The sequence below is a fragment of the Nocardia pneumoniae NBRC 100136 genome (genome assembly GCF_000308755.1).
Taxonomy (GTDB): domain Bacteria; phylum Actinomycetota; class Actinomycetes; order Mycobacteriales; family Mycobacteriaceae; genus Nocardia; species Nocardia pneumoniae.
In genome coordinates, this window is record NZ_BAGF01000003.1 from 25,935 (window position 1) to 51,534 (window position 25,600).

The window sequence follows — 25,600 nt, forward strand, 5'->3', positions numbered from 1 at the left end:
CGCACTCCGGCCGGTTCGGCGGGGTTTCACCGTCTGGCGGGGTCGGCGATTTCGCGCACAGCGCAGCGCGACCTTCAATTATTTGCTTTGGCTATATGTGTTGATAGGTTTCCGGCTCGTGGAAACGCTCGGCGAAATCGATGAAGCACTCCACCACTACTTCATTGGCCTTGCGAACGGTGCGTTTGAGCAGAAATCCGGGAACCGGGATGGGCAGATACAGCTCGACGTGGTACCAGACGTGCGTGCCCTCGACGCTGTCGGACACCTCGAACCAGCCGCCGCCCCGGACGCCGCGAGTGCTGTCGGCGACGACCCATGAGCACCGGTCCTCCGTCCAATCGTATTCCAGCACTTGCAGATCCGCACTGCCGAGCAGCTCCGCCTTGACGAAGACGCGCCGCGGCCTGCGCCACCGGTCGCGCGTCGCGACCCGCACGTCGCTGTAGGAGGACGACCATTCCGGTAGTGATTCGACAGCAATCAGGGCGTCCATGACCTGTGCGGGGTGGGTGTCGACGAAGAATCGGATATCTGTTTTGGTGCGCATGGCATACCTCCGACCCCCGCGTGGACAAGTCGGCCGATTGTCGCCGCGATTTGTCGGCGTCGTCAACCTGACCGCTGACGCCGATTCTCGATTACCCGGATAACGTGCCGTTATCTCCTCGAGATCGGGGATTGGCCACTGCGCGAACAACTTCCGAGTAACAAGATTTCGCGCGGAAGGGGGCGCGCCGGGCTCGCTCGCATACGATCGGATCGGAACGAGCGTCGCAGTCCGACGCCGTCGGTACGGGTGGGAGGTTTGTCATGAAGTACGCCGAACTGCTGGCGCAGGTGCGGGACACGATCACGGTGCGCCGGGTTTACGGGGAGCCGTACGAATCCGATGGGGCGGTGATCATTCCGGCCGCCTCGGTCGGCGGCGGTGGTGGGGGTGGCGGTGGAACGGATCCCGAAGGTCGGAGCGAGGGCGAAGGAGCGGGGTTCGGTGTAGGCGCCAAGCCCGTCGGCGCGTACGTACTGCGCGACGGTGAACTCACCTGGCACCCGGCCGTGGACGTCAACGCGATCATCGAGATGGCCGGCAAGGTGCTGATCGCGGGAATCCTCGCCTTCGCGCTGACGCGCATCCGTACCCGACGCGGCTGATATCCGCCGGGCGAAGGTTGTCCGTCGCTCGCGCCGGGCGACGGGCAGATACCGCTGACGCGAGGGCGGCGGGAGCAGTTCGTCTCCGTCGACGGCTGAGGTAGCGGCCGCGCCGAGGCCTAGCCGCAGGAATGGCGCTGCCGGGCGAAGTCCGTCGATAGATTCGCGCCGGGCCGAGCGCAGGCGACGGGCCGCCTGACGCTCGATCCGGCGTGGCGCTCAGTTGGCGGGCTCGACCACCGCGTCAGGCCCCGGATATACCAAGGACTCGTGACCGTCGGAGTAGCGCACCAAGTAGGGCGGCGTCCCGTCCGGGCCGCGGACCTCGATGATCTCGGCCAGGTGATCCACTTCTCCCACCACGTGTCCGTGTACGCAGAGTCGATCTCCTACATGTGCGATCATCGCCCCATTATCGAACGGAGTGCTGCGCGTCACAACCGTTCCGCGAAGCTATGGGCGTGGCGATTCAGTCGGCTCCGCCGATGACCCGCTCGACCGCGGCCTCGATCAATGCCTGGCTCTGTTCCTCGGTGAACACCTCGGGCAGCGTGAGCCGATCGACGATCAACCAGTTGAGCGCCAGGTAGAGCAGCAGCACCGATTTCTCGTCGCCGGGCAGGCCGGACTCGAGGTGGTTGCGCACGTTGAACTCGATGTCCTTGCGCACCCGTTCGGTGAGCACCGCGCGCAGTTCCGGTCTCCGGGTCGCCTCCAGGCGCAGTTCGAGCAGGGCCAGGTAGCCGGTGCGGAACGCCTCGATGCGTCCGACCGTCTCCCGCATGAGTTCGATGATGTTCGCGCGGGTCTTCGGCCCCTCGGTCAGCTTGGCCATGGTCGCTTCGCTCGGTTGCAGCCGCTCGTAGAACCGGGCGCCCGCTTGGGTCAGCAGGTCGTCGCGGTTGGCGAAGTAGTTCGACGCCGTCCCCGCGGGTACCGCGGCCTCTTTGTCCACCGCGCGGAAGGTCAGTCCGCGTGCGCCGTCGCGCGCGAGGACTTCGATCGCCGCGTCCACCAGCGCCTGTCGCCGTTCCGGGTTGGTCCGCACTTGACACCACTCCAGTCGTAGTACTACATTTCAAATCACTACAGACAGAGTACAACGAGTTAGGCGGTATGGGTATGCGAAAGCTTGTCTACTACGTGGGCGTGTCGCTCGACGGCTACATCGCGGGCCCCGCGGGGGAGTACGACTTCTACCCGTTCGACGACGAGATGACAGCCTGGGTCATCGCCGAATACCCGGAGTTCGTGCCCAGCTTCCTGCGTACGCAGTCGGGTATGGCGGTGGATGAGCCGAACAAACGGTTCGACACGGCGGTGATGGGCCGTGGTACCTACGAGCCCGGGTTGTCCCTTGGTGTGTCCAGCCCGTACGCGCACATGAGGCAGTACGTGGTGTCCAGCACGCTCGGTCCCGTCGATGATCCGGCCGTCGAAGTGGTCGAGCGCGACCCGGTCGAGTTCGTGCGGGGGCTGAAGCGGGCCCAGGGTGGGGACATCTGGCTCGTGGGTGGCGGCAAGCTCGCCGCCGAACTGCTCGGCGAGGTCGACGAGATGATCATCAAGAGTTACCCGGTCGTCGCGGGCGGGGGCATCTCCGCGTTCTCCGGGGCCTTCCGCCCGACGCTGTTCACTCCGGCCCGGCGCAAGGAATTCGGCAACGGCGCGCAGGTCACCTGGTTCACCAGGATGTGAGCCAGGTCAGCCCGCGTCGGAGAGGAACGACAGCCGCACCTGCCGGTCCGGATTGTCGATATTGAGATCGACCAGCGCGATCGACTGCCAGGTGCCGAGGGCCAGCTTCCCGCCGAGCACCGGGACCGTCGCGTACGGCGGGATCAGCGCGGGCATCACGTGGGAGCGTCCGTGGCCGCGCGAGCCGTGCGCGTGCCGCCATCGATCGTCGGCGGGCAGCAGATCGCGCAGCGCGGCCAGCAGGTCGTCGTCGCTGCGTGCGCCCAATTCCATGATCGCGATCCCGGCGGTGGCGTGCGGCACGAAGACGTGCAGCAGCCCGTCGCCGCCGGCTTCGCGGACGAATGTCGCGCACTGCGGTGTGATGTCCTGCACCACCTCGCTGCGGCCCGTTCTCACCTCGAGCAGCGTGCTCTTCATACGCTCATGGTCCCTCATCGCGCGCGGGCCGCGCGTCCGGCCCGGGATCGGATGCGGCTGTGGCTTTTTCCACAACCCGGGTAGGTATCGGCAAAACCGCTGGCACCCGGCCGGTAGTCTGGATGACTGTTACCAGTTTGTTGTCGATCTTGGAGGACCCTGTCGTGGCTCTCGTGGTTCAGAAGTACGGAGGATCCTCGGTGGCGACCGCCGAGCGCATCCGGCGCGTCGCTGAACGGATCGTGGAGACCAAGAAGCAGGGCCACGACGTGGTGGTCGTCTGCTCCGCCATGGGCGACACCACCGACGAACTGCTCGATCTCGCCCAGCAGGTGGCGCCCGCGCCGCCCGCCCGCGAGATGGACATGCTGCTCACCTCCGGCGAGCGCATCTCCAACGCGCTGGTCGCCATGGCCATCCACTCCCTCGGCGCCGAGGCCCGCTCGTTCACCGGTTCGCAGGCGGGTGTGATCACCACGGGCGCGCACGGCAACGCCAAGATCATCGACGTGACCCCCGGCCGCGTCCGGGACGCGCTCGACGAGGGCTTGGTCGTGCTGGTCGCGGGCTTCCAGGGTGTCAGCCAGGACAGCAGGGACGTCACCACGCTGGGCCGGGGCGGTTCGGACACCACTGCGGTCGCGCTGGCCGCCGCGCTGAACGCGGACGTCTGCGAGATCTACACCGACGTGGACGGCGTCTTCACCGCCGACCCGCGGATCGTGCCCGACGCGCAGCGGCTCGAGCAGGTCTCCTACGAGGAGATGCTGGAACTGGCGGCCTGCGGCGCGAAGGTGCTGATGCTGCGCTGCGTCGAATACGCCCGCCGTTACAACGTCCCCGTGCATGTGCGCTCGTCCTACACCGACAAGCGGGGCACCTACGTTTCTGGATCGATGGAGGACATCCCCTTGGAGCAAGCAATCCTCACCGGCGTCGCACACGACCGCAGCGAGGCCAAGGTGACCGTGGTCGGGCTGCCGGACGAGCCGGGCTACGCCGCCAAGGTGTTTCGCGCCGTCGCCGACGCCGAGATCAACATCGACATGGTCCTGCAGAACATCTCGAAGGTCGAGACCGGCAAGACCGACATCACCTTCACGCTGCCGAAGACCGAGGGCGCCCGCGCGGTCGAGATGCTGACCAAGCGCCAGGCCGACATCGGTTTCTCCCAGGTGCTCTACGACGACCACATCGGCAAGGTGTCGCTGGTCGGCGCGGGCATGAAGAGCCACCCCGGGGTCACCGCCACATTCTGTGAGGCGCTGGCCAAGGCGGGTGTGAACATCGATCTGATCTCCACCTCGGAGATCCGGATCTCCGTGCTGGTCAAGGACACCGAACTGGACGAGGCGGTCAAGGTGCTGCACAAGGCGTTCGACCTCGGCGGCGACGAGGTAGCGGTGGTCCACGCGGGAACGGGGCGATAGGCCATGGGCGTTCGCGTAGGAGTGGTCGGCGCGACCGGACAGGTCGGCGCCGTCATGCGCAAGCTGCTGGACGAGCGGAATTTCCCCGCCGACGAGGTGCGGTTCTTCGCCTCCGCGCGTTCGGCGGGCAAGACGCTGCCGTGGCGCGGCCGCGAGATCGTCGTCGAGGACACCGAGACCGCCGATCCGTCCGGCTTGGACATCGCGCTGTTCTCCGCCGGGGCCACCATGTCCCGGGTGCAGGCACCGCGTTTCGCGGCGGCCGGCGTCACCGTGATCGACAACTCGTCGGCGTGGCGCAAGGACCCCGAAGTCCCGCTGGTGGTCAGCGAGGTCAACCCGGAACAGACGCGCAATCTGGTCAAGGGCATCATCGCCAATCCGAACTGCACCACCATGGCGGCCATGCCGGTGCTGAAGCCGCTGCACGACATCGCGGGTCTGCGCCGCCTGATCGTGTCCAGCTACCAGGCGGTGTCGGGCAGCGGCCTTGCCGGTGTCGAAGAATTGGCCGGTCAGGCGCGTGCCGTGATCGATGACGCGGAGAAGCTGACCCACGACGGCCGCGCCGTCGACTTCCCGCCGCCGAACAAGTACGTCGCGCCGATCGCGTTCAACGTGCTTCCGCTGGCCGGTTCGCTGGTCGACGACGGCTCCGGCGAGACCGACGAGGATCAGAAGCTGCGCAACGAGAGCCGCAAGATCCTCGGCATCCCGGATCTGGCGGTGAGCGGCACCTGCGTGCGCGTCCCGGTCTTCACCGGCCACTCCCTGTCGGTGAACGCCGAGTTCGCCGAGCCGCTCTCCGTCGAGCACGCCAAGGAGATCCTGGCCAAGGCCCCCGGCGTCAAGCTGGTCGACGTGCCGACCCCATTGGCCGCCGCCGGTGTCGACGATTCTCTCGTCGGCCGCATCCGCCAGGACCCCGGCGTCCCCGACGGTCGCGGTCTGGCCCTGTTCATCTCCGGCGACAACCTGCGAAAGGGCGCCGCCCTCAACACGATTCAGATCGCCGAGGTATTGCTCAGCACCCGCTGAATCACCAGCGCCGCGCCCAGGCCCAGTGGTACCATATCCGGTACGACTGGGCCTGGAGGCATCATGGCTGCGGCGATTACGGCGAGTGAAGCACGCAAGAATCTGTTTCCTCTGGTCAAGAAGGTCAATGAGGATCACGACACGATCGAGATCGTGTCGAAGGGGGGAAATGCTGTGCTGATGTCCAAGGAAGACTACGACTCGCTGATGACGACCGTCGAGTTGTTGAGCGGGCGCGATGAGGCGCGCCTACGTCGCTCGATCCAGGAACTCGAGAACGGTGGCGGTGTCGATCGCGACCTCATCGAATGAGAGTCGTCTTCTCCGAGTCCGCATGGGAGGAATACTCGGCATGGCTTCAGCGCGACCGCGTTGTGCTGAAGAAGGTCAATGTGTTGATCAAGGCTATTCTGTCCGATCCTTTCGAAGGCATCGGCAAGCCTGAGCCGTTGAAGCACGATCTGGCGGATTACTGGTCTCGTCGCATCACGCAGGAGCACCGGCTCGTCTACCGAGTGGTGGATGATGCGCTCTGGATCGCCAAGGTCGGCAAGTACTACGAATAACCTGCTGAAAGCCTCTTGTCCGTCACCGGGCGCGTAGACCGTCGAAGACGACGGCGAAGGCGCGGTGGCGCTGGGCGGGGGTGGCGGCCGTACCGTGGGTGGCTAGGAAGGCGCCCTTGATGATTCGCTGAGGTGAGTGATCAGCGCGTCGGTGATCCGGGTCAGTTCGGCGCGGTCGTGGTCATCGAGCACCGACAGCATGTCGCTTTCGTTGGCGACGTGACGGGTGACCGCGGCCTCGACGAGTTCCAGCCCCGCGGGAGTGAGTTCGACGATGACGCCGCGTCGGTCGTCCGGGTTCGGTACCCGGGTGATCAGGCCGCGTCCTTGGAGTCGGTCGAGGCGGTTGGTCATCGTGCCCGTGGTGACCATCAATGATTCGGCCAGCTGTGTCGGCGTCAACCGGAACGGTGCGCCCGCGCGGCGCAGCGTGAACAGGACATCGCCTTCACTGCGGTGCAGTCCGTATTCGGCGGCCAAGCCATTGATCCTGGCGTCGATCAGTTGCCCCACCGTCAGCAGCCGGACCGCCAAGGCCATGGCCTTCAGGTCCAGGTCGGGCCGCTGGGCCGCCCACTGGCCGACCAGTTGATCGATGCGCTCGGGATGATGCACCGGCCCACCTTATCGACTGGTAGAGCCCGCTTCCCATCTAGCTTGGCTTCAAGTAACTTGATATCAAGCTAAATGGAAGGGTTGGTGCCATGACGGACACTTTGAAGCTCACCGGCAGCGAATCCGTGACGATCCGCTTCGCCGCGCCGGACATGCTCGAGGTGGAGGCGACCTACGCGCCGACGGCCGACAAGCCGCCCCGGCATTACCATCCGGAGCAGGACGAGCACTTCGAAGTCCTCGCCGGAACCATCCGGGTCTGGATCGAAGGAACGGAACGCACACTCGGTGCCGGCGAGACGATCGACATCCCGCGCGGCGCCGTGCATCAGATGTGGAACGCGGGCGACGAGCCCGCGCGGGTGCGCTGGCAGACCATGCCCGCTGGCCGCACCCAACTGTGGTTCCGCAGCATCGACGCGCTGCATCGGCAGGGCAGGGTCGGCGGCAGCGGTATGCCGGGGCTGTTGGCTTTCGCCTCCTTCCTGACCGAGTTCCGTGACACCTTTCGGCTGGTCACCCCGGCCGCCCCGGCGGTGCGGCTGCTGTTCGCCGCGCTTGCGCCGATCGGCCGGATGCGCGGCTATCGCCCGCTGTCGTCTCCGGCCGGTTCGAAATAGGTTCGCCCGCCCGGCGCCGCGCTGTTAGCCTGCGGCGATGGCTAACCCTCATCCCCACGTGTATCTCGGCGACCGGATCGTTGCGGCCGATGCGGCCGTGGTCGGTGTCGCATCGTCCGCGGTGTTGTACGGACTGAGCGTCTACACCGTCTTCCCGGTGCACGTGGAGGGGGCGGCACGAACCGCGTTCCGGCTGGATGACCATTTCCGGCGGATCGAGGAGTCGTGCAAGATCATCGGAATCGATCGGTTCGCCGTCGAGTGGGATTTCGCCAGGTTTCGCGCCGCCGTCGTGGAATTGATCGCGGCGAACGCCCCGGAAGACGATGTCTTCGTGCGGGCGACGGTGCACGTGGTCGAATCCATTCCCGGCACCCGGGTGCGTGGCTGTGCGATCCAGATGAGCATGTTCGTCTACGACGCGGTGCCGATCGTCCCGCAGGACGGGATGCGGCTGAAGTCGAGCCCGTGGCGGCGCATTCCGGACAACGCCATCCCGTCCCGCGCGAAAGTCAATGGCGCGTACGTGAATTCGGTCCTCGCCAAGCAGGACGCGATCGACAGCGGTTACGACGACTGCGTCTTCCTCGACGGCAACGGCCATGTCTGCGAACTCAGCGCGGCCAATATCTTCCTCGTCCGGGGCGGCACGCTGATCACCCCGGACGTGTCCTGCGACATCCTCGACGGCATCAACCGCAGGACCGTGCTCACGCTGGCGGCCGAGGACGGCATTCCAGTGGTCGAACGCACCGTTGACCTCACCGAGCTGTACATCGCCGACGAGGTCTTCGTGACGGGAACCTCCGCCGGTGCGGCTCCGGTCGTGGAAGTGGATGGACGCGTGATCGCCGACGGCGCGCCGGGGCCGATCTCGCAGGCGCTGCGCAAGCGCCACTACGCCGCGCTGCGCACCGACGAGGTGCACGGCTGGGTCACGGATCTGTCCGCGTAGCCCGTGGGGACCGACCAGTCCGGTGCGGACCGGTCGGCGGGAAGAAGCGGCTCCCGCAAGGGTCAACGGGCCCAGGGGTGATACCGCGTCAGCGAATGCCCGGGGTGCGCGGATCCGCCCCGAGGCAGGCCAAGATGGCGCAGCCCGGCGGCGTGTCTGCGAAGGGCGGGTCCAACGGCTGATTCAGGCAGGCGAAGACGTTGCACCCGGGATAGGCGGCGGGACCGAGGCCGAAGACCGCGATCAGGATGTCGTTGTCGACGAAACGGCGGGGGTCCAGCCGCACCGGCGGCTCGATGTAGGGGCCGGGGTCGGGTACCGGCCGCTCGCCGAACGCGTCGAACACTTTGCGGAAGAATTCGTAGGGCAGTTCCTGGGTGTTCTGGATGATCCCGCTCACGCCCTGGCTGCTGACGTTTCCGAAGACGCCGGTCCACACCACCGTGAGATCCAGGCTCGGAATGATGAAGACGTTCTGCATCCCGAGCCCCGCCATCGTGTAGACGTCGCCGGGTAGGTAATCCGCGGTCTCGGCGCAACCGGGCCCTAGCCAGAACAGGTATCCATAGCACGGGTTCGTAGACGAGGGCGTTCGCGCTTTCCTCAGGTATTCGGCGGAAACTATCCGCTGGTCGCCCCACTGGCCGTTGTTGCTCACCAGCAGTCCGAGCTTTGCGAAATTTTTCGGCGGAATCATCAGGTGTGCGTAACCGTAGGTGTGTCCGGAACGGTCGCGGGCCCAGTAGTAGTCGCTGCGCGGAATGCCGAGCGGATCGAACAATTCACGCTGCGCGAACTGCTGCAGTGGTTCCCCCACGGCGAGTTCGAGCACGTAAGCCAGGAGGTCGACATTGCGCTGGCTGTAGGTGAAGACCGTGCCCGGCGGATTGTCCAGGGGCACACCGAGCGCCTGCACCGCGCTGTTCGGGTCGATGGGGATCACGCCGGTGATGCCCTCGGTCACCACCCCGACCCGCATGCCCGAGGTTTCGGTGAGCAGATTCTCCACGGTGATCGACCGGTGCGCCGGGCCGCCGAGGCCGGCGGGCAGATACCGGTCGATCGGCGCGTCGAGTTCGAGTTCGCCTTGGTCCCAGGCTATTCCGGCGAGCACCGAGACGATGCTCTTGGTGGCGCTCCAGATATTCCACGCGACGTTGTCGGTCTGATTGTTCGTCAGCCCCTCGCCGATCAGGCAGTTGTGCCGGAACACCTGCACGTTGAACCGGTTTCGCCCGGAGGCGAAGCGCAGCGCTTCTTGCAGCCGCACCGAATCCAACCCGACCTGCTCCGGGACGGCCCGCTCCAGGTCACGGCCCGAGGTGACCGCGCAGCGCACCTGATCATCGGGCGCGGCGTGCGCACTCCCGACGAGCAGATTGCCCGCTACCAGCGAAGCCGCCGCGATCCCCGCCAGGAATCCACCGAAACGCCCCATGTGCAAAAGGCTAGCGCTCCGCGGTCTGATCACACGTTCAACAGGCGGGACGAAGGAGCGCGAACTCGCCGAACTCGGGCGGCCATGCGCGTCGGCCGAAGGACGCAGGCTTCGCGCTGGCGCTGCGAGTTCGTCCTATCCACGCGATCGCGTACGCAGCGCGTACAGTCCGGCGCCGAGAGCAAGTGCGCCGAGTCCGGTGAGGACGGAGCCGAGCGGCAGCGAGAATCCGACAATGACGCAACCCGCGGCGCCGACGATGGGAATCCACCGGGGCGGGCGGTTCTCCTCGGGGGTCAGGGTCGCGGCGGAGATATTCGCGATCAGGTAGTAGACGAGCACCGTGAACGAGGAAAAGCCGATGGCCGCGCGCAGATCGAAGACCGCGGCGATCACCGCGACCACCGCGCCGACCACCAGTTCCGCGCGATGCGGCACACCGAATCGCGGATGCACCGCGGCCAGCGCGCCCGGCAGATAGCGATCCCGCGCCATGGCCAGCACCGTGCGGGACACACCGAGGATCAGCGCGAGCAGCGATCCGGCCGCCGCGAGCACCGCGCCGATCCGCACCACTGGAGCCGCCGCCGGGACGCCCGCCGCGGTGACCACTCGCGCCAGCGGGTCGCTCGCCTGGGCCAGTCCGGCGGACCCGAGCACGCTCAGCGCCGCCACAGCGACCAGCGCGTAGACCGCGAGAGCGAGGCCGAGCGCGATCATGACGGCGCGCGGAATGGTGCGTTCGGGTTCGCGCACCTCCTCGCCGAGGGTGGCGACGCGGGCGTATCCCGCGAACGCGAAGAACAGCAGCCCGGCCGCCGTGAGAATGTCGCGCGGACCGATCCGGTCGGGCAACGCCGCTGCTGCCGAGTGGGTTCCGAACACCCCGGCCACGACCACCACCACGAGCACCGCGAGCACCACCGCGACCAGCACCCGAGTGGCCAACGCCGATTTCTGCACCCCGGTGTAGTTGATCGCGGTAATCGCCACCACCGCCCCAACCGCCACCGCATGCGCCTGCTCGGGCCAGGCGTAGCTGCCCACCGTCAACGCCATCGCCGCACACGAGGCTGTTTTTCCCGCGACGAACCCCCACCCGGCGAGGTAGCCCCAGAACGGTCCGAGCCGTTCCCGCCCGTACACGTACGTTCCCCCGGAAACCGGATATCGCGCCGCCAGCCGCGCCGACGACATCGCATTGCAGTACGCGACCAGCGCCGCCACCGCCAGCGCGAGCAGCAACCAGCTCCCAGCCGAGGCCGCCGCGGGCGCCAGCGCCGCGAAGATGCCCGCCCCGATCATCGCCCCGAGCCCGATGATCACCGAATCGGTGAGCCCGAGCCTGCGGTGCAAAGTGCCATCGTGCGACGCCATAAGCTGCATCCTCCCGCACCCTCGTCGCCGACGCAGGGCGAGCCCAACTCGCCGAAGACCGTCGGTCGGACGAACCGGCCCTGCCCAGTGTCAGCGAGTACGCTCGTCGAGTGATTTCGTGCGACGGGCTGTGCACTCGTCCGCTCGACACGACGGAACTGCGCGCCTTTCTGCGGAGATGCTTCGAAGTCCCCGAGTCGGAGATTTTCGTCAGCAGCCACGACCTGGCGGACAAGGCGCTCGGGGATGTCGAGAGGGATGGTCCTTTCGCGGTCTTCGGCACGCACGGACCAGTCGGCGGGGACTTCGCTGCAACGTTCTCGGTCAGTGCCGACCCACCGCCATCCACACGGGATGCACTGGACAGCCGAGGATTCATCGCCCTGCTCGCAGCACAGACCGGCGGCGACATCCTCTGCAGCTTCGGCGACGAGCCGCAGCCGTGGTTGTGGACACTCACCCGATCCGAAGGCGTCCGCGTGATGGTCCACCTCGCTGAAGGCTTCGGCGGATTCGACAGCGAACCTCCGTGCTCATGCGAATACGCCCATCGCAAGGTCTTGTATCCCAGCCCGTGAATTCACCGGATGGTCCAGGGCACAGCGGTGCGTGCTATCCGCGATGCGGCCGAGGATTGTCCGTTAACATCCATCTGCAGAGCGTCAAGCATCGCGCGTTGGCATAGAGCATGTGGGCGGTTTCGACTTGCCGAGCTGATGGTTGGTCAGGTCGGGAGTTCGGCTGTCGCGCCGGGGCAAGGGCAGCGAGCTGCACGACTTCGGCGGGAATGTCCCGTTAGCCGAGGAGGTGGCGTGAGCGCGTCCAAGCCCTACCTGCTGTTGCAGTTGCGGCCCGAGCGAGAGGCGGCGGACGATGAGTACCGCGCCGTGCTGCGCTTTTCCCATCTCGATACCGGCGAGCTGGTGCGAATACATATGGACGAGGGATTGCCGGATATAGATTTGGACAATTTCTCGGCTGTCATTGTGGGCGGCGGCCCGAGTAATGTCAGTTATCCCCCCGATCGGAAATACGATTACCAAAAACGGTTCGAGCCGAAACTGCGGCAGCTGGTCACCGAGGTCATCGCCAGGGACTTTCCGTATTTCGGCGCCTGCTATGGATTGGGCATCCTGGCCGTTGTGCTGGGCGGTGAGGTGAGCGACAGACGCTACGCTGAAACAGCCGGTGCGCAAACGATGGTCCTGACCGATGCCGGCGCTGAAGACCCTCTGCTGGGCGGTATTCCGCGTTCGTTCCGGGCATTCGTCGGACACAAGGAATCGTGCCAAGAGGTGCCACCAGGAGCGGAACTGCTGGCCGAGTCGGCGGGTTGCCCGGTGCAGATGATCCGGGTCGGGCAGAATGTCTACGCGACCCAGTTCCATCCCGAGTTGGACAGTAAGGGATTGGCGCTCCGTATCGAAACCTACCGTGACGCGGGTTATTTCGAACCTGGCGAGGCCGAGTACTTGACGGCCCTCGGCCACCGAGAATCTGTCCCCGTTCCCGGGGAGATACTGCGCCGGTTCGTCGCCCGGTACCGAACCGAATAGACGGATGGCCGTTCGAGCCCGATCGACCCGGCACAGGAAAACGCCGCCAGGTCGCGAGACCTGACGGCGTTCGGCTGTCGGACGCCACGCCAACGTCACGACTGGGGTCGACGTCCCACAAGCGCCTCTCGGCGAGTGGTCGCTCGAAGCGACGAAGGGTGCGGCCCGGGGCTGTCCGGACGCCGACAGGGAGCTTCAACGACGAGTCGCCGGAACCTATTCCGCCGCGATTTCGTGATGCCGGTCACTGCGGCGGGAGTCTCCGGCGGGGCGAGCCCGGGGGCGCTGTGCCGAGGTCACGCCGGGTCGCTTCCCGCGTGCGTTGACAAGGCCGACTCGGACGCCCTGGCGACCTGCATGTCGACCTCCTGGATCTGGAGCGTCACGCCGTCCGGATCGACGACCCGCAGGCTGCGGCCGAAGTCCTCGTCGAAGATTTCGTAGTCGTAGCCCTGCTCGCGCAATCGGCTCGCGACCACTTCCAGCTTCTCGTCGGTCGCGAATCCGAGTTCGACCGATCCAGCCGGGCGTCCCTTCGACACCGTGAAGTCGTGCAGGCCGACCGCCCCGGCATCGGCCGAAAGTTGCGCCCAGACATCGAGACTCGCATTCGCATCGAACGCCAGTCCCAGACCGGCGTAGAACTTGCGGCACGCTTCGACATCGGAGACGTACCTGATGGGCAGGACGGTCAGCATCTCTCACTCCTTCTTGGAACGGTTGCGACCGAGTGTGGATCGACGCCGCACGCCACGACCCTTTCCGTGGGGAATGAGCCGGGATCCGACACGCAATGCGGTCTCTATGACGCATTCGGTCATGGTGGAACGGTTCGCGGCCGTCGCGCCAATGCGCGGGCAACGAGTAGGTCAGAGAACCGTGACCTGATCAAGTAGTAGACCTGGCCGGGTGGGCGACCAGGTTCGTCGATTTACAGCAGGCCCCACCAGTAGAGCAGGCTGGCCAGGATCCAGACCAACACGGTTTCCATCGTCGCTCCCCATCTCATTGGCGCTCTTGTCTCCATCATCCCGCGATCGGTGGCCGTCCGGTAGCGGCTTCCCGCGTCACCACTTGGTAACGGGCCCTAACCTGCGGATTTGATCTTGCAAGGTCTTGTTAAGGGCGCGCCAAGCCCGCGCTTGCATTCTTTGTCTCGCGGGGAGGCAAGCCACCACCAGGGGTTTGGGAACCGGGGAGCGACCTGTCTCGAGGGGTGACAGGTCGAGCCTCGGAGGTGGGGCCCGCCGGGCCGGTCTACGAGGGGTGGCCGGTCCGGCGGACAAGGGGTGCGGAGCGGTCGCTCGCGCCGGCTCTTCCTGGAGCTGACCGGCAACGAAATCAGTTGTTGCGGCTGCCGAAGGTAACCCACGGGTGTGCGGCACCGGACCCGACACGGGGGCGGCCGGGCTGATGGTGAGCGTGATCGGCCCGGCCGATATGAAACCTGTTCTAGACAGATCTTATATTTTGTCTTACTGTCGATACATGGTGAACGTTGCGTATCGGACGGCTCCCGTTTTCGAACTTCGCTCCGGGCCCACCTGGGCGTCGCCGTGGGAGATGTACACCGCGCTGCGCGAGCAGGACCCGGTGCATCACGTCGTACCCGCCGCGCGACCGGAGCACGATTACTGGGTGCTCACCCGGCACGAGCACGTGTACGCGGCGGCGCGCGACAGCGAGACGTACTCCTCGCGCGACGGACTCACCGTGGAATACGGCGAACTCGACGAACTCGGCCTGACCGACAACCCGCCGCTGGTGATGCAGGATCCGCCGCGGCACACCGACTTCCGCAAACTGGTCGCCCGCGGGTTCACGCCGCGCCAGGTGGAGGAGGTCGAACCGGTGGTCCGCCGATTCGTGCGCGATCGGCTGGACGACATCGCGGGCCACGGCGGCGGCGACATCGTGAAACAGCTGTTCAAGCCGCTGCCCAGCATGGTCGTGGCGCACTACCTCGGCGTGCCCGCGCAGGACCGGGCGAGGTTCGACGGGTGGACCGACGCCGTCGTCGCGGGGAGCATCGACCGTACGAACACCCGAGCCCAGGCGGCGTCGGCGGAGATGATGGGGTACTTCGCCGAGCTGATCAAACGCCGCCGCACCGATCCAGGCGACGACACCGTGTCCCTGCTCGTCCAAGCGGGAATGGCCGCCGACGACACGGACGTGCGCGGACTGGTACAAATCCTGGCCTACACCTGGACCATGGTCGCGGGCGGAAACGACACCACGACGGGTCTGCTCGGCGGCGCGGTGCAGCTGTTGCAACAGCATCCGGACCAGCGCGCCGCCCTCGCCGCCGACCCGGACCGGATTCGGGTCGCGGTGGAGGAATTCGCCCGGCTGACCTCGCCGGTGCAGGGGCTGGCGCGCACCACCACGCATGATGTGGAGCTGGCTGGAAAGACGGTGCCCGCCGGGCGCAAGATTCTGCTGGTGTTCGGGTCCGCCAACCGGGACGAGCGAGCGTTCGGCGCCGACGCCGCCACCCTCGACATCGACCGGAATCCGCAGCGCATCCTCACGTTCGGGCATGGGCCGCACCACTGCCTCGGCGCGGCAGCCGCCCGGATGCAGGCCCGCGTCGCGCTGGAGGAACTGCTCGACCGGTTCCCCGAGTACGTGGTCGACATCGACGCGGTCGAGTACGCGAGCGGTCCCTACGTCCGCAGGCCGACCACCGTGCCGTTCCGGTGCGCGGCATGAGCGGTCCGGCCGGGAGGCGGCAGCGAAACATGACCATGAAGCGCCATACTCGTGCGCGAAAGGCTGAGCACGAGGTTGCCGGTGGGGCAGCGGACTGTGATCGTGGAGTGTTCCGGAAAGGCGCGTGGCATGAGCGGTGATTGGCTGGCCGACGGCCGCGCCGAGTTGGCCGGTGAGCGCATCCTCGACGCGGTCCGCGCGCTGTTCATCGACAAAGGGGTCAGCGGAGTCGGGATGGCCGAAGTCGCGGAGGTCGCCGGTTGTTCCAGGGCGACGCTGTATCGCTACTTCGAGAATCGGCAGGCGCTCTACGTCGCCTTCGCCGGTCGCGAGGCGCGTCAACTGGTCCAGCGGGTATGGCGGGAACGCGCGGTCTCGGCGAGCGGGACGCCGGAGGAGCAGCTGCTCGATGCGTTGACCGCGCTGCTCGCCGAGGTGCGCAAGACGCCGCATCTAGCGGTCTGGTTCGCACCGGCCAACGCCGGAATCGTTGCTCAACTGGCGAATTCACCGGGTGTGGTCGACGCACTCGCGACGGACTTCGTCGCCGGATTCCGTCCCGAACTGTCCGCGCGGGCGGCCAAGCGTGTGGGGCAGTGGGTGGTGCGCGCAATGGTGTCGCTGCTGACCTTGCCCGGTGCGGGAGAAGACGAGGAACGCACCATGCTGCGCACTTTCGTGCTGCCTTTCTTGCTCGACGGTCGGACGGCGATCGACTGACGGAGCCGGTCGGGCGCACGAAGTGGGTGCAACGATGCGTCCGATCGTCCGGCCGACATGTCGACGACCGGAGCCGCACGGGACTCCGGTCGACAACAGGGGTCTAGCCGATGGTCACCCCTGAGTAGTCGGGCAGGTCGTAGGACTCGGTCTTGCTGAGCATCCGCATCATGACCGGCCGCATCGCCTTCGACATCATCAGCTTGCTGACCAGATGCCCCGCGCGAATGCCGAAGCGGGTCTTGGGCGTCATGGCGTGCAGCCCGCCCGGCTGCAACTGCTGCGCCGTTTTCACGAAGGGGCGCAGGACCTCTTCGTAGCGGGCCAAGCCGCGTTCCGGATCGGCGGCGTGCCCGGCGATCTCACCGGCGAGGACGTACGCGCCGACCAGCGCCATGGCCGTCCCCTGCCCGGTCAGCGGCGAACCGCAGTAGCCCGCGTCGCCGAGCAGCACCACCCGGCCCCGGACCCAGCTCGGCATGTCGATGCGTGCCAGCTCGTCGAAGTAGAAGTCCGGTGCATCGGCCATCGCCGAGGCGATGCGGGCCGACTCCCAGCCGCCTCCGGCCAGTCGGTCCCGAATGAACCGCTGCTGCGCTTCGACATCCCGGCGCAGTGCGGGATCCGCCTCGGCGCGGATCACGACGAGCGCTTTGCAGGTGCCGAGGTCGGCGTCGGGGCGCATGCCCAATCCGGTGGCTCCGACCAGCGAGTGCATCGTGAACCAGTGCGGCTCCAGGTCTTCCGGCCGCGGCAGCGTGAAGAAGGACATGTATCCGCCCAGGTAGGTGGCGAATTGCTCTTCCGGGCCGAACACCATGCGGCGGGTCGCGGAGTGCAATCCGTCCGCGCCGATCACGATGTCGAATCGCTCGGTGGCGCCGGAGGCGAAGGTCACGTCGACGCCCGCGTCGTCTTGTTCGAGCGCGGTGATCCACTCCCCGTAGCGGTAGTCGACGCCGCCCTCGGCGGCGAGCAGGTCCAGCAGAACCTGATTCAAATCCCCACGGGTGATCTCGATTTCGGCGACCCCGCCCTTCCCGTCGAAGAGTTCCATCGGCATGCGCAGGATCTCGCGGCCCGTGTCGTCGACGTACTTCATACCGCGCTCATCGAGCTGATAGGTGCGGATACCCGGCATCATCCCCATCCGCTCGGCCACCTCGCGGCTCGGCCCGCGCAGGTCGACAGCCTGCCCGCCGGGCCGCGGCGCCGCCGCCCGCTCCGCGACGGTGACCCGGATGCCGGACCGGAGCAGTTGCAGCGCAACGGCATTGCCGCCGATGCCGCCACCGGCGACCAGCACGCGGAACTGACTGCTTACAGACTTGGCGCTCATAACTTCCCTCGACTCCCACTGCGTTGTCCAAACGTCTCAGACATATGTCTAACACACGTCTAAAACGTTTGTCTAGCACAAACGTCCAAATTCGCGGACATGCAAACGAGTGGCACATGGTTGCGGGGAAGTCCGAGAGGACTCCACCACCATGTGCCACTCAGGGCGTTATGCGCGGTGGTGTAGGTAGGTTCGCCAGCTGGCGTGATGGGTGATGTCGAGGGCGGTATGGGCGGCGTCGTGGGTGCAGCTGAAGCCGATGACGCTGCGGCCGTCGGCAAGGTCGATGCTGGTCAGCGCCATGGGTGCGGGGAGGTCGGCGAGGAAGCGGCCGAGCCCGGCCTCGGAGATCCGGAAGAGTTCCCCCGCGATCGGTGCGCCGAGACCAGGCCCGTGACGCACCAGGCCCGGCTTGGGCGGTGTGGTGTCCAGCGCGGTGAGGCGGTAGGCGTCGGTAGTGCGGATCTCGCCGACGAAGCGGGCGCCGAGCTGTTCGAGCTGCCAGTGCAGCGGTTGCCCGCGCAGGTGCGCGCCGAAGACGGCGAGGTCGACGCCACGATCGACCAGCAGCGGCGCGCTTTCGCGGCCGAGCAGGCGAGCGGCCACATCTATGGCCACCTGGTCGGCGAAGGCCGGGGTGACCAGCATGACGCCGAACGGCGCACCGTCGGCGGTGGGTGCGCCGGGGATGGCGACAGCGGCCATGTCCAGCAGATTGCAGAAGTTGGTGTACGTGCCCATCCGCCGGTTGATCCCGATCGGATCCGCTTGCACGGCAGCGATACCGGGGTGCTCGGTGGTGGTGGGCAGCAGCAAGGCGTCGAAGCCGTGCAGTAGTTCGGCGGCCGACGCTTTGGCGCGGGCGAGCGTGTCGAGGTCGGCCGCGAACGCGGGGCCGGTCTTCTCCCGCGCCGCGCCGATTATGGCGGTGACGGTAGGGTCGGCGCCCGCCGGTGCGGTGTCCAGGAACGCGCCGACCGCCGCGTAGCGTTCCGCGACGATCGCGCCGTCATAGAGCAGCAGCGCGGCGTCGAGCAGGACGGAGATGTCGATCTCTTCGGTTTTCGCGCCCGTGTCGGCGACCCCGGCGACGGTGCGGGCGAATGCCTCCCGATACGGCTCGCTGAGCGCGGCCAAGTCCTCGGCGCGCGGCACGGCGATGCGCGGCGCGAGCGGAGCGGACAGCCGGACGTCGACGGGCCAGGTCCGGCTGCGCGGGTCCCGCGGCTCCGGTCCGGCCATCACCGCGGCGGCGGCCACGGCCAGATCCAGGTCGGCGGCGAACACCGTGACGGCGTCGTAATCCGCACAGGCGGGCACGGTTCCGTGCGCCGGGATGACGCCCAGCGTGGCCTTGATGCCGACGATCCCGTGCAGCGCGGCGGGCACCCGTCCCGACCCGGCCGTGTCGGTGCCGATTCCGAGGTCCGCGACGGCGAGCGCCACCGCCGCCGCGGACCCCGAGCTCGACCCGCCGGACACCAGATTCGGGTCGAGAGCGTTGCGCACCGGGCCGTACGGGCTGCGCGTCCCGACCAGCCCGGTGGCGAATTGGTCCAGATTCGTCTTGCCCAGCACGAGCGCGCCCGCCGCGATCAGTCGCTCGATCGCCGCCGCGGTCACGTCCGGGGTGTAGGCGAACTCGGGACAGGCCGCGGTGGTCGGCAGACCGGCCACATCGATGTTGTCCTTCACCGCAACCAGCACCCCGGCCAGCGGCAAGGCCGCACCGGCGGCGAGCCGCTCGGCGACGACGGCCGCTTCGGCGGCGACCTCGCTTTCCGGCCGCAGCGTGATCCACACCTCCGGACGATCCACCTCGGCTATCCGCCGATAGGCGGCCGCGACTCGTTCGACGGGATCGGCCGCCGTGCTGCCTGGGACGCCTCGGGGCATTCAGTCGACTCCGATCACTACGAGGGGTGTGCCCGGCTCCACCTTGGCGCCGGGTGCCGTCAATACCTTCAGCACGGTGCCGTCACCAGGGCTCTGCACGGGTAACTCGAGTTTCATCGCCTCTAGCACGGCAACCGGTGCTCCGGCGGTGAGCCGTTGTCCCGCCTCGACTTCCACCCGCCAGACATTGCCGATCATCGGCGCGGTCACCACGGTCGCGTCCGCGGGCAGCCCGGCCAGCGGATCGTCGATCGGTGCGGCGACCGGCGCGACGGTGGTGCGTTCGAATTCGCCCGCCGCGCGCCACGCCGCCTTCTCCGCCTCGAACGCGGCCGCCTGCCTGGCTTCGAACTCGGCGATGGAGTCGGCTTCGGTGCGCAGCAGTCGCACATGGTCGGCGAGGGCGAAGCTGCCTTCGCTCACCTCCGCGTCGAACCGGCCCGCCTCGGCCGCCGCCCGGTACTCGAGCAATTGCTCCGGGCTCACCGGTTCCCAGACGATGCGATCGAAGAATCGGAACAGCCAAGGCGTGCCCGGTTCGAACGGCGCGGACTGCCGGTAGCTCGACCAGATCGGCACGGTGCGGCCGATCAACTGGTAGCCGCCCGGCGAGGCCATCCCGTAGACGCACAGGTACTTGCCGCCGATGCCGACGGCGTCGGACGGCGTCCACGTGCGGGCCGGGTTGTATTTCGTGGTGACCAGCCGGTGCCGCGGATCGAGCGGAACGGCCAGCGGCGCACCGAGATACACGTCACCCAGACCCAGCACCAGGTATTCGGCGTCGAACACGGTGGTGCGCACGTCCTCGACGCTGTCGAGCCCGTTGACGCGACGAATGAACTCCACGTTCGACGGCAGCCAGGGCGCGGTGTCGCGCACGCCGCTGCGATAGCGGTCGATCGCCTCGGCGATGGACGGGTCGTCGAACGAGAGCGGTAGGCGGATGGTGCGGCTCGGCACCACGAGGTCGGTGGTGGCGGGCAGGTCGAGTTCGAGCTCGGCCAGCGTGCCGAGCAGTCGATACTGCGGCAGCACGTCGGGATCGAAGTGGATGTGCAGGGATCGGACACCCGGGGTCACGTCGAGAATGCCGGGAAGCCCGGCGGCGGCGAGTGCTTCGGACAGCGCGTGCACCCGCATGCGCAACCCGAGATCGAGCACCATCTCGCCGTATTCCACCAGGACGTTGTCGTCCCCGCCGCGCAGGTAGCGCACGCGTGGAAGGTCCGGGGACGCATCGACGCCGCCCAAGATGCCGCGATCGGCAAGGGCCGCAAGCGAATCCGGGACGAGGTCGGGCACGCGGTTGCTGTTGGAGGCGCGCAATTCGGCCGCTTTGTCGTCGTCGACCGGCACGAACCGCACCGTGTCACCGGGACGGAGCTGGCCGAGTCGCCAGCGATGCGCGGACACCACCGTCAGCGGGCAGGCGAAGCCGCCGAGACTCGGGCCGTCGGGACCGAGCAGGATCGGCGTGTCGCCGGAGACGTTCAGCGCGCCGACGCTGTACGGGTTGTCGTGCAGGTTGGACGGGTGCAGCCCGGCCTCGCCGCCGTCGGTGCGCGACCAGGTCGGTTTCGGGCCCTCCAGGCGGATGCCGGTGCGGTTGGCATGGCTGCCGACCCGCCAGGGATGCGTGCAGAACTGGGTCATGTCGGCGTCGGTGAAGTACGCGGGCGCGGTCTGCGGTCCCACGCCGACGGCGAGCCGCCAGTCGTGGGTGAATTCCGGTCGCTCGCCCGGCGGCACCGTGGCGGGCGAGCCGAGCGCGTCGCCGGTGATCCGGGCAATGCCGAGTACGTCTCCGGTGGCTATCGCCTTTCCGGTGACACCGCCGAATCCGCCAAGGGTGAAGGTGGCGGCGCTGCCGTGATAGAGCGGAGCATCGATACCGCCGCGCACGGCCACGTAGGTGCGCAAACCGGTGTCGGTGGGCGTGCCGATATCGAGCACGGCACCGGCGGGCACGGTGATGGGCTCCCACATGTCCACTGGGCGGTCGTCGACCGTCACGGGGGTCGGCGCGCCGGTCACACACACGATGGCGGCGTCGGCGAAGCGCAATTGTGGCCCCTGCAAGGTGCATTCGAGCGCGGGGACGCCGATCGGATTGCCGACCGCGGTGTTGGCGAGGGTGAAGGAGAGGTCGTCCATCGGGCCGGACGGCGGAATGCCGACCTCCCACAAGCCGATTCGGCCCGGATAGTCCTGCACCGTGGTCATCGTCCCGCTGCGCAGCACGTCGATGCGATGCCCGGCCGGGCGGATCTCGGCCAGTGTGGTCGTGGTGTGCTCGATGCGCAGCACCCGGGGGTCGTCCGACGCCTGACGCAATTGCGGCAGATTCGTCTGCACGCCGTAGATCCGCGTCGTGCCGAGCGCGGCGCGCACCGTGGCGAAGGCGTCCGCGCGGTTCGCGCCGGAGCCGATCACCTTGGCCAGCAGCGGGTCGTAGTACGGGCTGACCTGCGAGCCGGTCTCCACCCAGGTGTCGACCCGGACGTCGGCCGGGAACCGCGCGGACGTCACCAGACCCGCGCTGGGCCGGTAATCGTGGCCAGGGTCCTCCGCGTACACGCGAGCCTCCACCGCGTGACCGGTGATCGGTGGCCCGCTCTCGGGCAGCTCGTCCACCATCGAGGTGTCGCCGCCCGCCAGCCGCAGCATCCATTCGACCAGGTCGACCCCGGTGACCGCCTCGGTGACCGGATGCTCGACCTGTAGGCGGGTGTTCATCTCCAGGAACGAGGCGGTGTCGTGGTCGGCGTCGTAGACGAACTCGACCGTCCCCGCCGACCGGTAGCCGACCGACCGGGCGAGTTCACGCGAAGCGGCGAGCAAGCGCTCCGACAGCTCCGTGCCGAGTCCCGGCGCGGGAGCCTCCTCGATCACCTTCTGGTTGCGGCGTTGCAGCGAGCAGTCCCGGGTGCCGAGACTGACGACTCTGCCGTGGCCGTCGCCGAACAGCTGCACTTCGACGTGCCTGGCCCGCGTGACGAAACGTTCCAGGAAGACGCCGGTCGAGCTGAAGTTCGCCGCCGCGAGGCGCTGCACGCGCTGGTAGGCGGCGCGCAATTGGTCCGGGCCGAAGCAGGCCTGCATCCCGATGCCGCCACCGCCGCCGACCGCCTTCAGCATCACAGGGAAACCGATCCGCTCCGCCTCCGCGATCGCGTGATCGGCCGAGTCGAGCAGGTCGCTGCCCGGGATGAGCGGCACGCCGACCGCACGCGCCTTTGCCCGCGCGGTGTGTTTGTCACCGAAGACGCGCAGCTGCTCGGGGGTAGGTCCGACGAACGCGATTCCCGCCGCCTCCACCGCAATGGCGAAATCCGCGTTCTCGGAGAGAAATCCGTAACCGGGATGGATGGCGCCCGCGCCGGTCGACAGCGCCGCTTCGATCACCGCGTCGGCCCGCAGATAGGACTCCGCCGCAGGGCTCGGCCCCAGACGCACGGCGACATCAGCCATTTCGACGTGCGTCGAACCCACGTCGGCATCGGAGTACACGGCCACCGTCTTCAAGCCGAGCGCCCTTGCGGTGCGCATGATGCGGCACGCGATCTCACCGCGATTGGCCACGAGAACCGTATCGAATTCCAGACTCACTGCTGCTCCCCGCTAATCGGTGGCCAGCGACATCGCCGCGATCGCGCGCGTGACGCGTTCGAGCACCACGTCCAGCGACTCGCCGATGTGGGTGTGCAGCAGCCGGTAGGCCAGGGGAAGGTCGTCGGCCAGCACCGCTTCGAGAATTCCGAGATGCTCGGCGATGGTGGTCTCGATCCGGTTGTTGACCATGAAGTCGTACATCCGCACGTGGCGGATGCGCGAGTTCACCGCTTTCAGCGCGCGCACCATCTCGGTGTTGCCCGCGGCGGTGAGCAGCGTGACGTGGAATTCCTCGTCGCGCACTACGAAACCGGGTTCTTGTTCCGGAGGATCGGCGCGCAGTTCCAGCCACGCGGCGCGTTCGGCTTCCAGCAGCTCCCGGTCGTGGGTGACGGCGGGATTGGTCATGGCGCGCTGTAAACCGCCCAGCTCCAAGGTGATTCGCAGCTCGTACAGGTCACGGATCAGCGGGATGCTCGGGCGCACCGGGCTGAAGCCGTATTCTTCCCGTTGCAGCAGTCCATCCGAGCACAAGACGGTCAGGGCCTCGCGGATCGGTGTGCGCGAGATGCCGAATCGGGCAGAGAGTTTCGGCTCGGTCAGCCGCTCGCCGAACTTGATGTCCCCGTTCATGAGTTCGCTGCGCAGGGCCGCGTAGACCACGTCGCGCAGCGGTTTGCCCGCCGCGTCCGCCAGAGTGGCTATCCGTGTCGACATACCTGTATACGCTATTGACCTCGGATGTCGATGGCGTGTCCGTAGGTTATCGCCGCGTTAGCGTCTCCTCACCGCACCGGTCCGGCCGCTGTGCCGGGTGGGTATTCGAAGGGGCGAAACGGAATCCGATGCCGGGCCGACAGAGTCAGCGGGTCGGTCAGCGAATTCACCAAGGAGAGAAGGCATGAAGCGCAGCACGAAGTTCGCCGGAGCACTCGCCGCCGCGGCCGTCGCACCGCTCATCGCGGCCGGGAACGCCCAGGCCGACGCGGGCACGGTCTATTTCTCGGCGGGCAGCACGAACTGCGCGATCTTCGGGGACGGGTCAGTGGGATGCGATTTCGGCTACCCCCTGTTCCTGAGCTACCACGTGGGCGACTCCTACATTCCGGTGCCGGTGAAGGTGAGCGAAATGGTGATCGACCAGCCGTGGCTGCCCGCGCACCCCACCTTCGACCCCGGCACGCCGTACACGTTGCCGGGCGGCAATCCCAGCATCTACGACATCAAGACCGGCTCGGGCCAGTGGGGACCGATCATCGAGCACGCGGGCGCGTCGTGTGCGGTGGGATTCCACGGGAGCTTCACCTGCCAGGCGAAGGGCCGTGGATTCAGCGCCTTCGGTGGGAACGTCGTCGCGTAATCCGGCTACCGCGGCGCCTGGGCCGCCCCGCCCAGCCGGATGGCCTGCGCCGTGACCGTGCTCGCCGCTTCGCCGGCCAGATAAGCCGCCACCGCGGCGGGCTCGGCCGGATTCATCGCGGCGATGGCGGTCTCGAGTTCGGCGTTGTCGGTGGTGCCGACGCCGTGGCTGATCGTGTTGACGGTGATCCGCCGCGGCACGAACTCCGGCGCTACGGCCTGGCCGAGTTGCTCGACCGCGCCCCGGGTCGCGTCGTAGACGGCGCCGCTCGGGGTGGGGGAGTCACAGACGGTGATGATCCGGCCGCCCTCGGCGAGATGCGACGCGGCCAGTTGGATCCCGTGGAACACGCCCCGCACCGTCGTGACGAAGCCCGCGTCGAACGCGTCCGCGCTGATCTGCGCGAACGGTACGGCCTCCGGCACCGCCGCGGTGTGGACCAGCAGGTCCCACCTGCCGCAGTCCTCGAGCACCGCCTCCACCAGCTCCTGGTATTCGGCGCGGTCGGCGACATCCGCCGACAGCGCGAGCGCCGCACCACCGGCGGCGGTGATCTCCTTGACCACGTCCGCCGCCCACTCCGGGATATGCGGATTGTGCACCACAACTTGCGCCCCTTGCGCGGCAAGCGTTTTCGCGATGTTCTTACCGATTCCGGTGTGGGCCTCCGTGACCAGCGCGGTTTTCCCGGCTAGCGGTTTGTCTGCGGGCACACTATCGACAGGCTCGCTCATTTGCCGACCTTTCGTCGATCGCGGGAGTTTGTTTCTGCGCATGGTATTCGCTCGGATACCACCCGACCGCCACATCGAACGTCATCGTGTCGGGTTCGGGCGACGGCGAGCGGTGCATCTGGACCGAAATCGCGGGGCCGTCGTCATTGGTCGATACACGGCGGTCCTGGGATGTGCTGACGAACAGGTCTGGCGAAACAGAACGGCTCCCAGCCGGTGAAGGCTGGGAGCCGTGTCGTGTCTCAACCACACGAGTCGGGGTGACAGGATTTGAACCTGCGACCTCTTCGTCCCGAACGAAGCGCGCTACCAAGCTGCGCCACACCCCGTGAAGCGAACCTGGAGTAGCTTAC

General features: G+C 67.4%; 25 protein-coding genes and 1 tRNA gene. 12 read left to right on the forward strand and 14 right to left on the reverse strand.

All coding sequences use genetic code 11. The features are described from left to right. Nucleotides 1–91: 91 nt before the first annotated feature. Nucleotides 92–550, reverse strand: coding sequence for an SRPBCC family protein (locus ON34_RS01240; protein ID WP_040772999.1), 459 nt, complete (start codon nt 548–550; stop codon nt 92–94). Between the two features lie 263 nt (nt 551–813). Between ON34_RS01240 and ON34_RS01245 the strand changes: the two genes are divergently transcribed. Further along, nucleotides 814–1,155 carry a spore germination protein GerW family protein gene (locus ON34_RS01245; protein ID WP_040773000.1) on the forward strand — a complete coding sequence of 114 codons (342 nt, stop codon included), beginning with the start codon at nt 814–816 and terminating at the stop codon, nt 1,153–1,155. Between the two features lie 219 nt (nt 1,156–1,374). Here the strand turns inward: ON34_RS01245 and ON34_RS01250 are convergent, their stop codons facing one another. Both ON34_RS01250 and ON34_RS01255 read right to left on the reverse strand, forming a co-directional pair. Continuing rightward, nucleotides 1,375–1,560 carry a DUF1918 domain-containing protein gene (locus ON34_RS01250; RefSeq protein ID WP_040773002.1) on the reverse strand — a complete coding sequence of 62 codons (186 nt, stop codon included), beginning with the start codon at nt 1,558–1,560 and terminating at the stop codon, nt 1,375–1,377. A gap of 64 nt (nt 1,561–1,624) precedes the next feature. Beyond that, complete coding sequence (locus ON34_RS01255) at nt 1,625–2,203, reverse strand: TetR/AcrR family transcriptional regulator (protein ID WP_040773004.1); 579 nt, start codon at nt 2,201–2,203, stop codon at nt 1,625–1,627. Nucleotides 2,204–2,277: 74 nt separating this feature from the next. Between ON34_RS01255 and ON34_RS01260 the strand changes: the two genes are divergently transcribed. Beyond that, complete coding sequence (locus ON34_RS01260; protein WP_040773006.1) at nt 2,278–2,853, forward strand: dihydrofolate reductase family protein; 576 nt, start codon at nt 2,278–2,280, stop codon at nt 2,851–2,853. Between the two features lie 6 nt (nt 2,854–2,859). Here the strand turns inward: ON34_RS01260 and ON34_RS01265 are convergent, their stop codons facing one another. Further along, a complete protein-coding gene (locus ON34_RS01265) occupies nt 2,860–3,273 on the reverse strand; it encodes a secondary thiamine-phosphate synthase enzyme YjbQ (RefSeq protein ID WP_040773117.1) in 414 nt (137 codons plus the stop codon). Nucleotides 3,274–3,437: 164 nt separating this feature from the next. Here ON34_RS01265 and ON34_RS01270 point away from each other — a divergent pair, with 164 nt between their 5' ends. From ON34_RS01270 to ON34_RS01285, 4 genes are all read left to right on the forward strand, one after another. Further along, nucleotides 3,438–4,703: an aspartate kinase gene (locus tag ON34_RS01270; protein ID WP_040773009.1), complete on the forward strand. Its 1,266-nt coding sequence runs from the start codon at nt 3,438–3,440 to the stop codon at nt 4,701–4,703. A 3-nt stretch (nt 4,704–4,706) separates the two neighbouring features. Further along, a complete protein-coding gene (locus ON34_RS01275) occupies nt 4,707–5,741 on the forward strand; it encodes an aspartate-semialdehyde dehydrogenase (protein WP_040773011.1) in 1,035 nt (344 codons plus the stop codon). Between the two features lie 63 nt (nt 5,742–5,804). Then, nucleotides 5,805–6,053 (forward strand): type II toxin-antitoxin system Phd/YefM family antitoxin, encoded by a 249-nt coding sequence (locus ON34_RS01280; protein WP_040773013.1) that lies wholly within the window; start codon nt 5,805–5,807, stop codon nt 6,051–6,053. Continuing rightward, nucleotides 6,050–6,307, forward strand: a complete 258-nt coding sequence (locus ON34_RS01285; RefSeq protein ID WP_040773015.1) for a Txe/YoeB family addiction module toxin — start codon at nt 6,050–6,052, stop codon at nt 6,305–6,307. Before ON34_RS01280 ends, ON34_RS01285 begins: the two co-directional genes overlap by 4 nt. A 102-nt stretch (nt 6,308–6,409) precedes the next feature. Here ON34_RS01285 and ON34_RS01290 read toward each other — a convergent pair whose 3' ends face one another. Further along, complete coding sequence (locus tag ON34_RS01290; RefSeq protein ID WP_040773017.1) at nt 6,410–6,922, reverse strand: MarR family winged helix-turn-helix transcriptional regulator; 513 nt, start codon at nt 6,920–6,922, stop codon at nt 6,410–6,412. 89 nt (nt 6,923–7,011) lie between these two features. Between ON34_RS01290 and ON34_RS33270 the strand changes: the two genes are divergently transcribed. Next, nucleotides 7,012–7,542, forward strand: a complete 531-nt coding sequence (locus ON34_RS33270; RefSeq protein WP_051022036.1) for a cupin domain-containing protein — start codon at nt 7,012–7,014, stop codon at nt 7,540–7,542. 37 nt (nt 7,543–7,579) lie between these two features. After that, nucleotides 7,580–8,497 (forward strand): aminotransferase class IV, encoded by a 918-nt coding sequence (locus ON34_RS01300; RefSeq protein WP_040773019.1) that lies wholly within the window; start codon nt 7,580–7,582, stop codon nt 8,495–8,497. An 88-nt stretch (nt 8,498–8,585) separates the two neighbouring features. Here the strand turns inward: ON34_RS01300 and ON34_RS01305 are convergent, their stop codons facing one another. Both ON34_RS01305 and ON34_RS01310 read right to left on the reverse strand, forming a co-directional pair. Next, a complete protein-coding gene (locus tag ON34_RS01305) occupies nt 8,586–9,935 on the reverse strand; it encodes a serine hydrolase domain-containing protein (RefSeq protein ID WP_040773021.1) in 1,350 nt (449 codons plus the stop codon). Between the two features lie 135 nt (nt 9,936–10,070). Beyond that, on the reverse strand, nt 10,071–11,312 hold the full coding sequence (locus ON34_RS01310) for an APC family permease (protein ID WP_040773023.1): 1,242 nt from the start codon (nt 11,310–11,312) through the stop codon (nt 10,071–10,073). An 812-nt stretch (nt 11,313–12,124) separates the two neighbouring features. Between ON34_RS01310 and ON34_RS01320 the strand changes: the two genes are divergently transcribed. After that, the gene (locus tag ON34_RS01320; RefSeq protein ID WP_040773027.1) at nt 12,125–12,868 is read left to right on the forward strand and encodes a glutamine amidotransferase; all 744 of its coding nucleotides are present in this window, start codon (nt 12,125–12,127) and stop codon (nt 12,866–12,868) included. Nucleotides 12,869–13,164: 296 nt separating this feature from the next. On the opposite strand, the gene ON34_RS01325 is transcribed toward ON34_RS01320, so the two are convergent. Beyond that, nucleotides 13,165–13,566, reverse strand: a complete 402-nt coding sequence (locus tag ON34_RS01325; protein WP_040773029.1) for a VOC family protein — start codon at nt 13,564–13,566, stop codon at nt 13,165–13,167. Nucleotides 13,567–14,356: 790 nt separating this feature from the next. Here ON34_RS01325 and ON34_RS01330 point away from each other — a divergent pair. Both ON34_RS01330 and ON34_RS01335 read left to right on the forward strand, forming a co-directional pair. Next, nucleotides 14,357–15,583 carry a cytochrome P450 gene (locus ON34_RS01330; protein ID WP_040773031.1) on the forward strand — a complete coding sequence of 409 codons (1,227 nt, stop codon included), beginning with the start codon at nt 14,357–14,359 and terminating at the stop codon, nt 15,581–15,583. 129 nt (nt 15,584–15,712) lie between these two features. Beyond that, nucleotides 15,713–16,303, forward strand: a complete 591-nt coding sequence (locus tag ON34_RS01335) for a TetR/AcrR family transcriptional regulator (RefSeq protein ID WP_040773033.1) — start codon at nt 15,713–15,715, stop codon at nt 16,301–16,303. 103 nt (nt 16,304–16,406) lie between these two features. On the opposite strand, the gene ON34_RS01340 is transcribed toward ON34_RS01335, so the two are convergent. The 4 genes from ON34_RS01340 to ON34_RS01355 all read right to left on the reverse strand — a co-directional run bounded on the left by ON34_RS01340 (nt 16,407) and on the right by ON34_RS01355 (nt 23,870). Then, nucleotides 16,407–17,642 (reverse strand): FAD-dependent monooxygenase, encoded by a 1,236-nt coding sequence (locus ON34_RS01340; protein WP_040773036.1) that lies wholly within the window; start codon nt 17,640–17,642, stop codon nt 16,407–16,409. 168 nt (nt 17,643–17,810) lie between these two features. Further along, the gene (atzF, locus tag ON34_RS01345; RefSeq protein WP_040773038.1) at nt 17,811–19,538 is read right to left on the reverse strand and encodes an allophanate hydrolase; all 1,728 of its coding nucleotides are present in this window, start codon (nt 19,536–19,538) and stop codon (nt 17,811–17,813) included. Then, nucleotides 19,539–23,150, reverse strand: coding sequence for an urea carboxylase (gene uca / locus ON34_RS01350; RefSeq protein ID WP_040773041.1), 3,612 nt, complete (start codon nt 23,148–23,150; stop codon nt 19,539–19,541). It lies immediately after the preceding gene. 12 nt (nt 23,151–23,162) lie between these two features. Continuing rightward, complete coding sequence (locus ON34_RS01355) at nt 23,163–23,870, reverse strand: GntR family transcriptional regulator (RefSeq protein ID WP_040773044.1); 708 nt, start codon at nt 23,868–23,870, stop codon at nt 23,163–23,165. Between the two features lie 184 nt (nt 23,871–24,054). On the opposite strand from ON34_RS01355, the gene ON34_RS01360 reads away from it, so the two are divergent. Further along, nucleotides 24,055–24,513 (forward strand): hypothetical protein, encoded by a 459-nt coding sequence (locus ON34_RS01360; protein ID WP_040773047.1) that lies wholly within the window; start codon nt 24,055–24,057, stop codon nt 24,511–24,513. A gap of 5 nt (nt 24,514–24,518) precedes the next feature. On the opposite strand, the gene ON34_RS01365 is transcribed toward ON34_RS01360, so the two are convergent. Together ON34_RS01365 and ON34_RS01370 are read right to left on the reverse strand one after the other, a co-directional pair. Continuing rightward, nucleotides 24,519–25,247 carry an SDR family NAD(P)-dependent oxidoreductase gene (locus ON34_RS01365; protein WP_051022037.1) on the reverse strand — a complete coding sequence of 243 codons (729 nt, stop codon included), beginning with the start codon at nt 25,245–25,247 and terminating at the stop codon, nt 24,519–24,521. Between the two features lie 255 nt (nt 25,248–25,502). Beyond that, a tRNA-Pro gene (locus ON34_RS01370) sits at nt 25,503–25,576 on the reverse strand. Between the last annotated feature and the right edge of the window lie 24 nt (nt 25,577–25,600).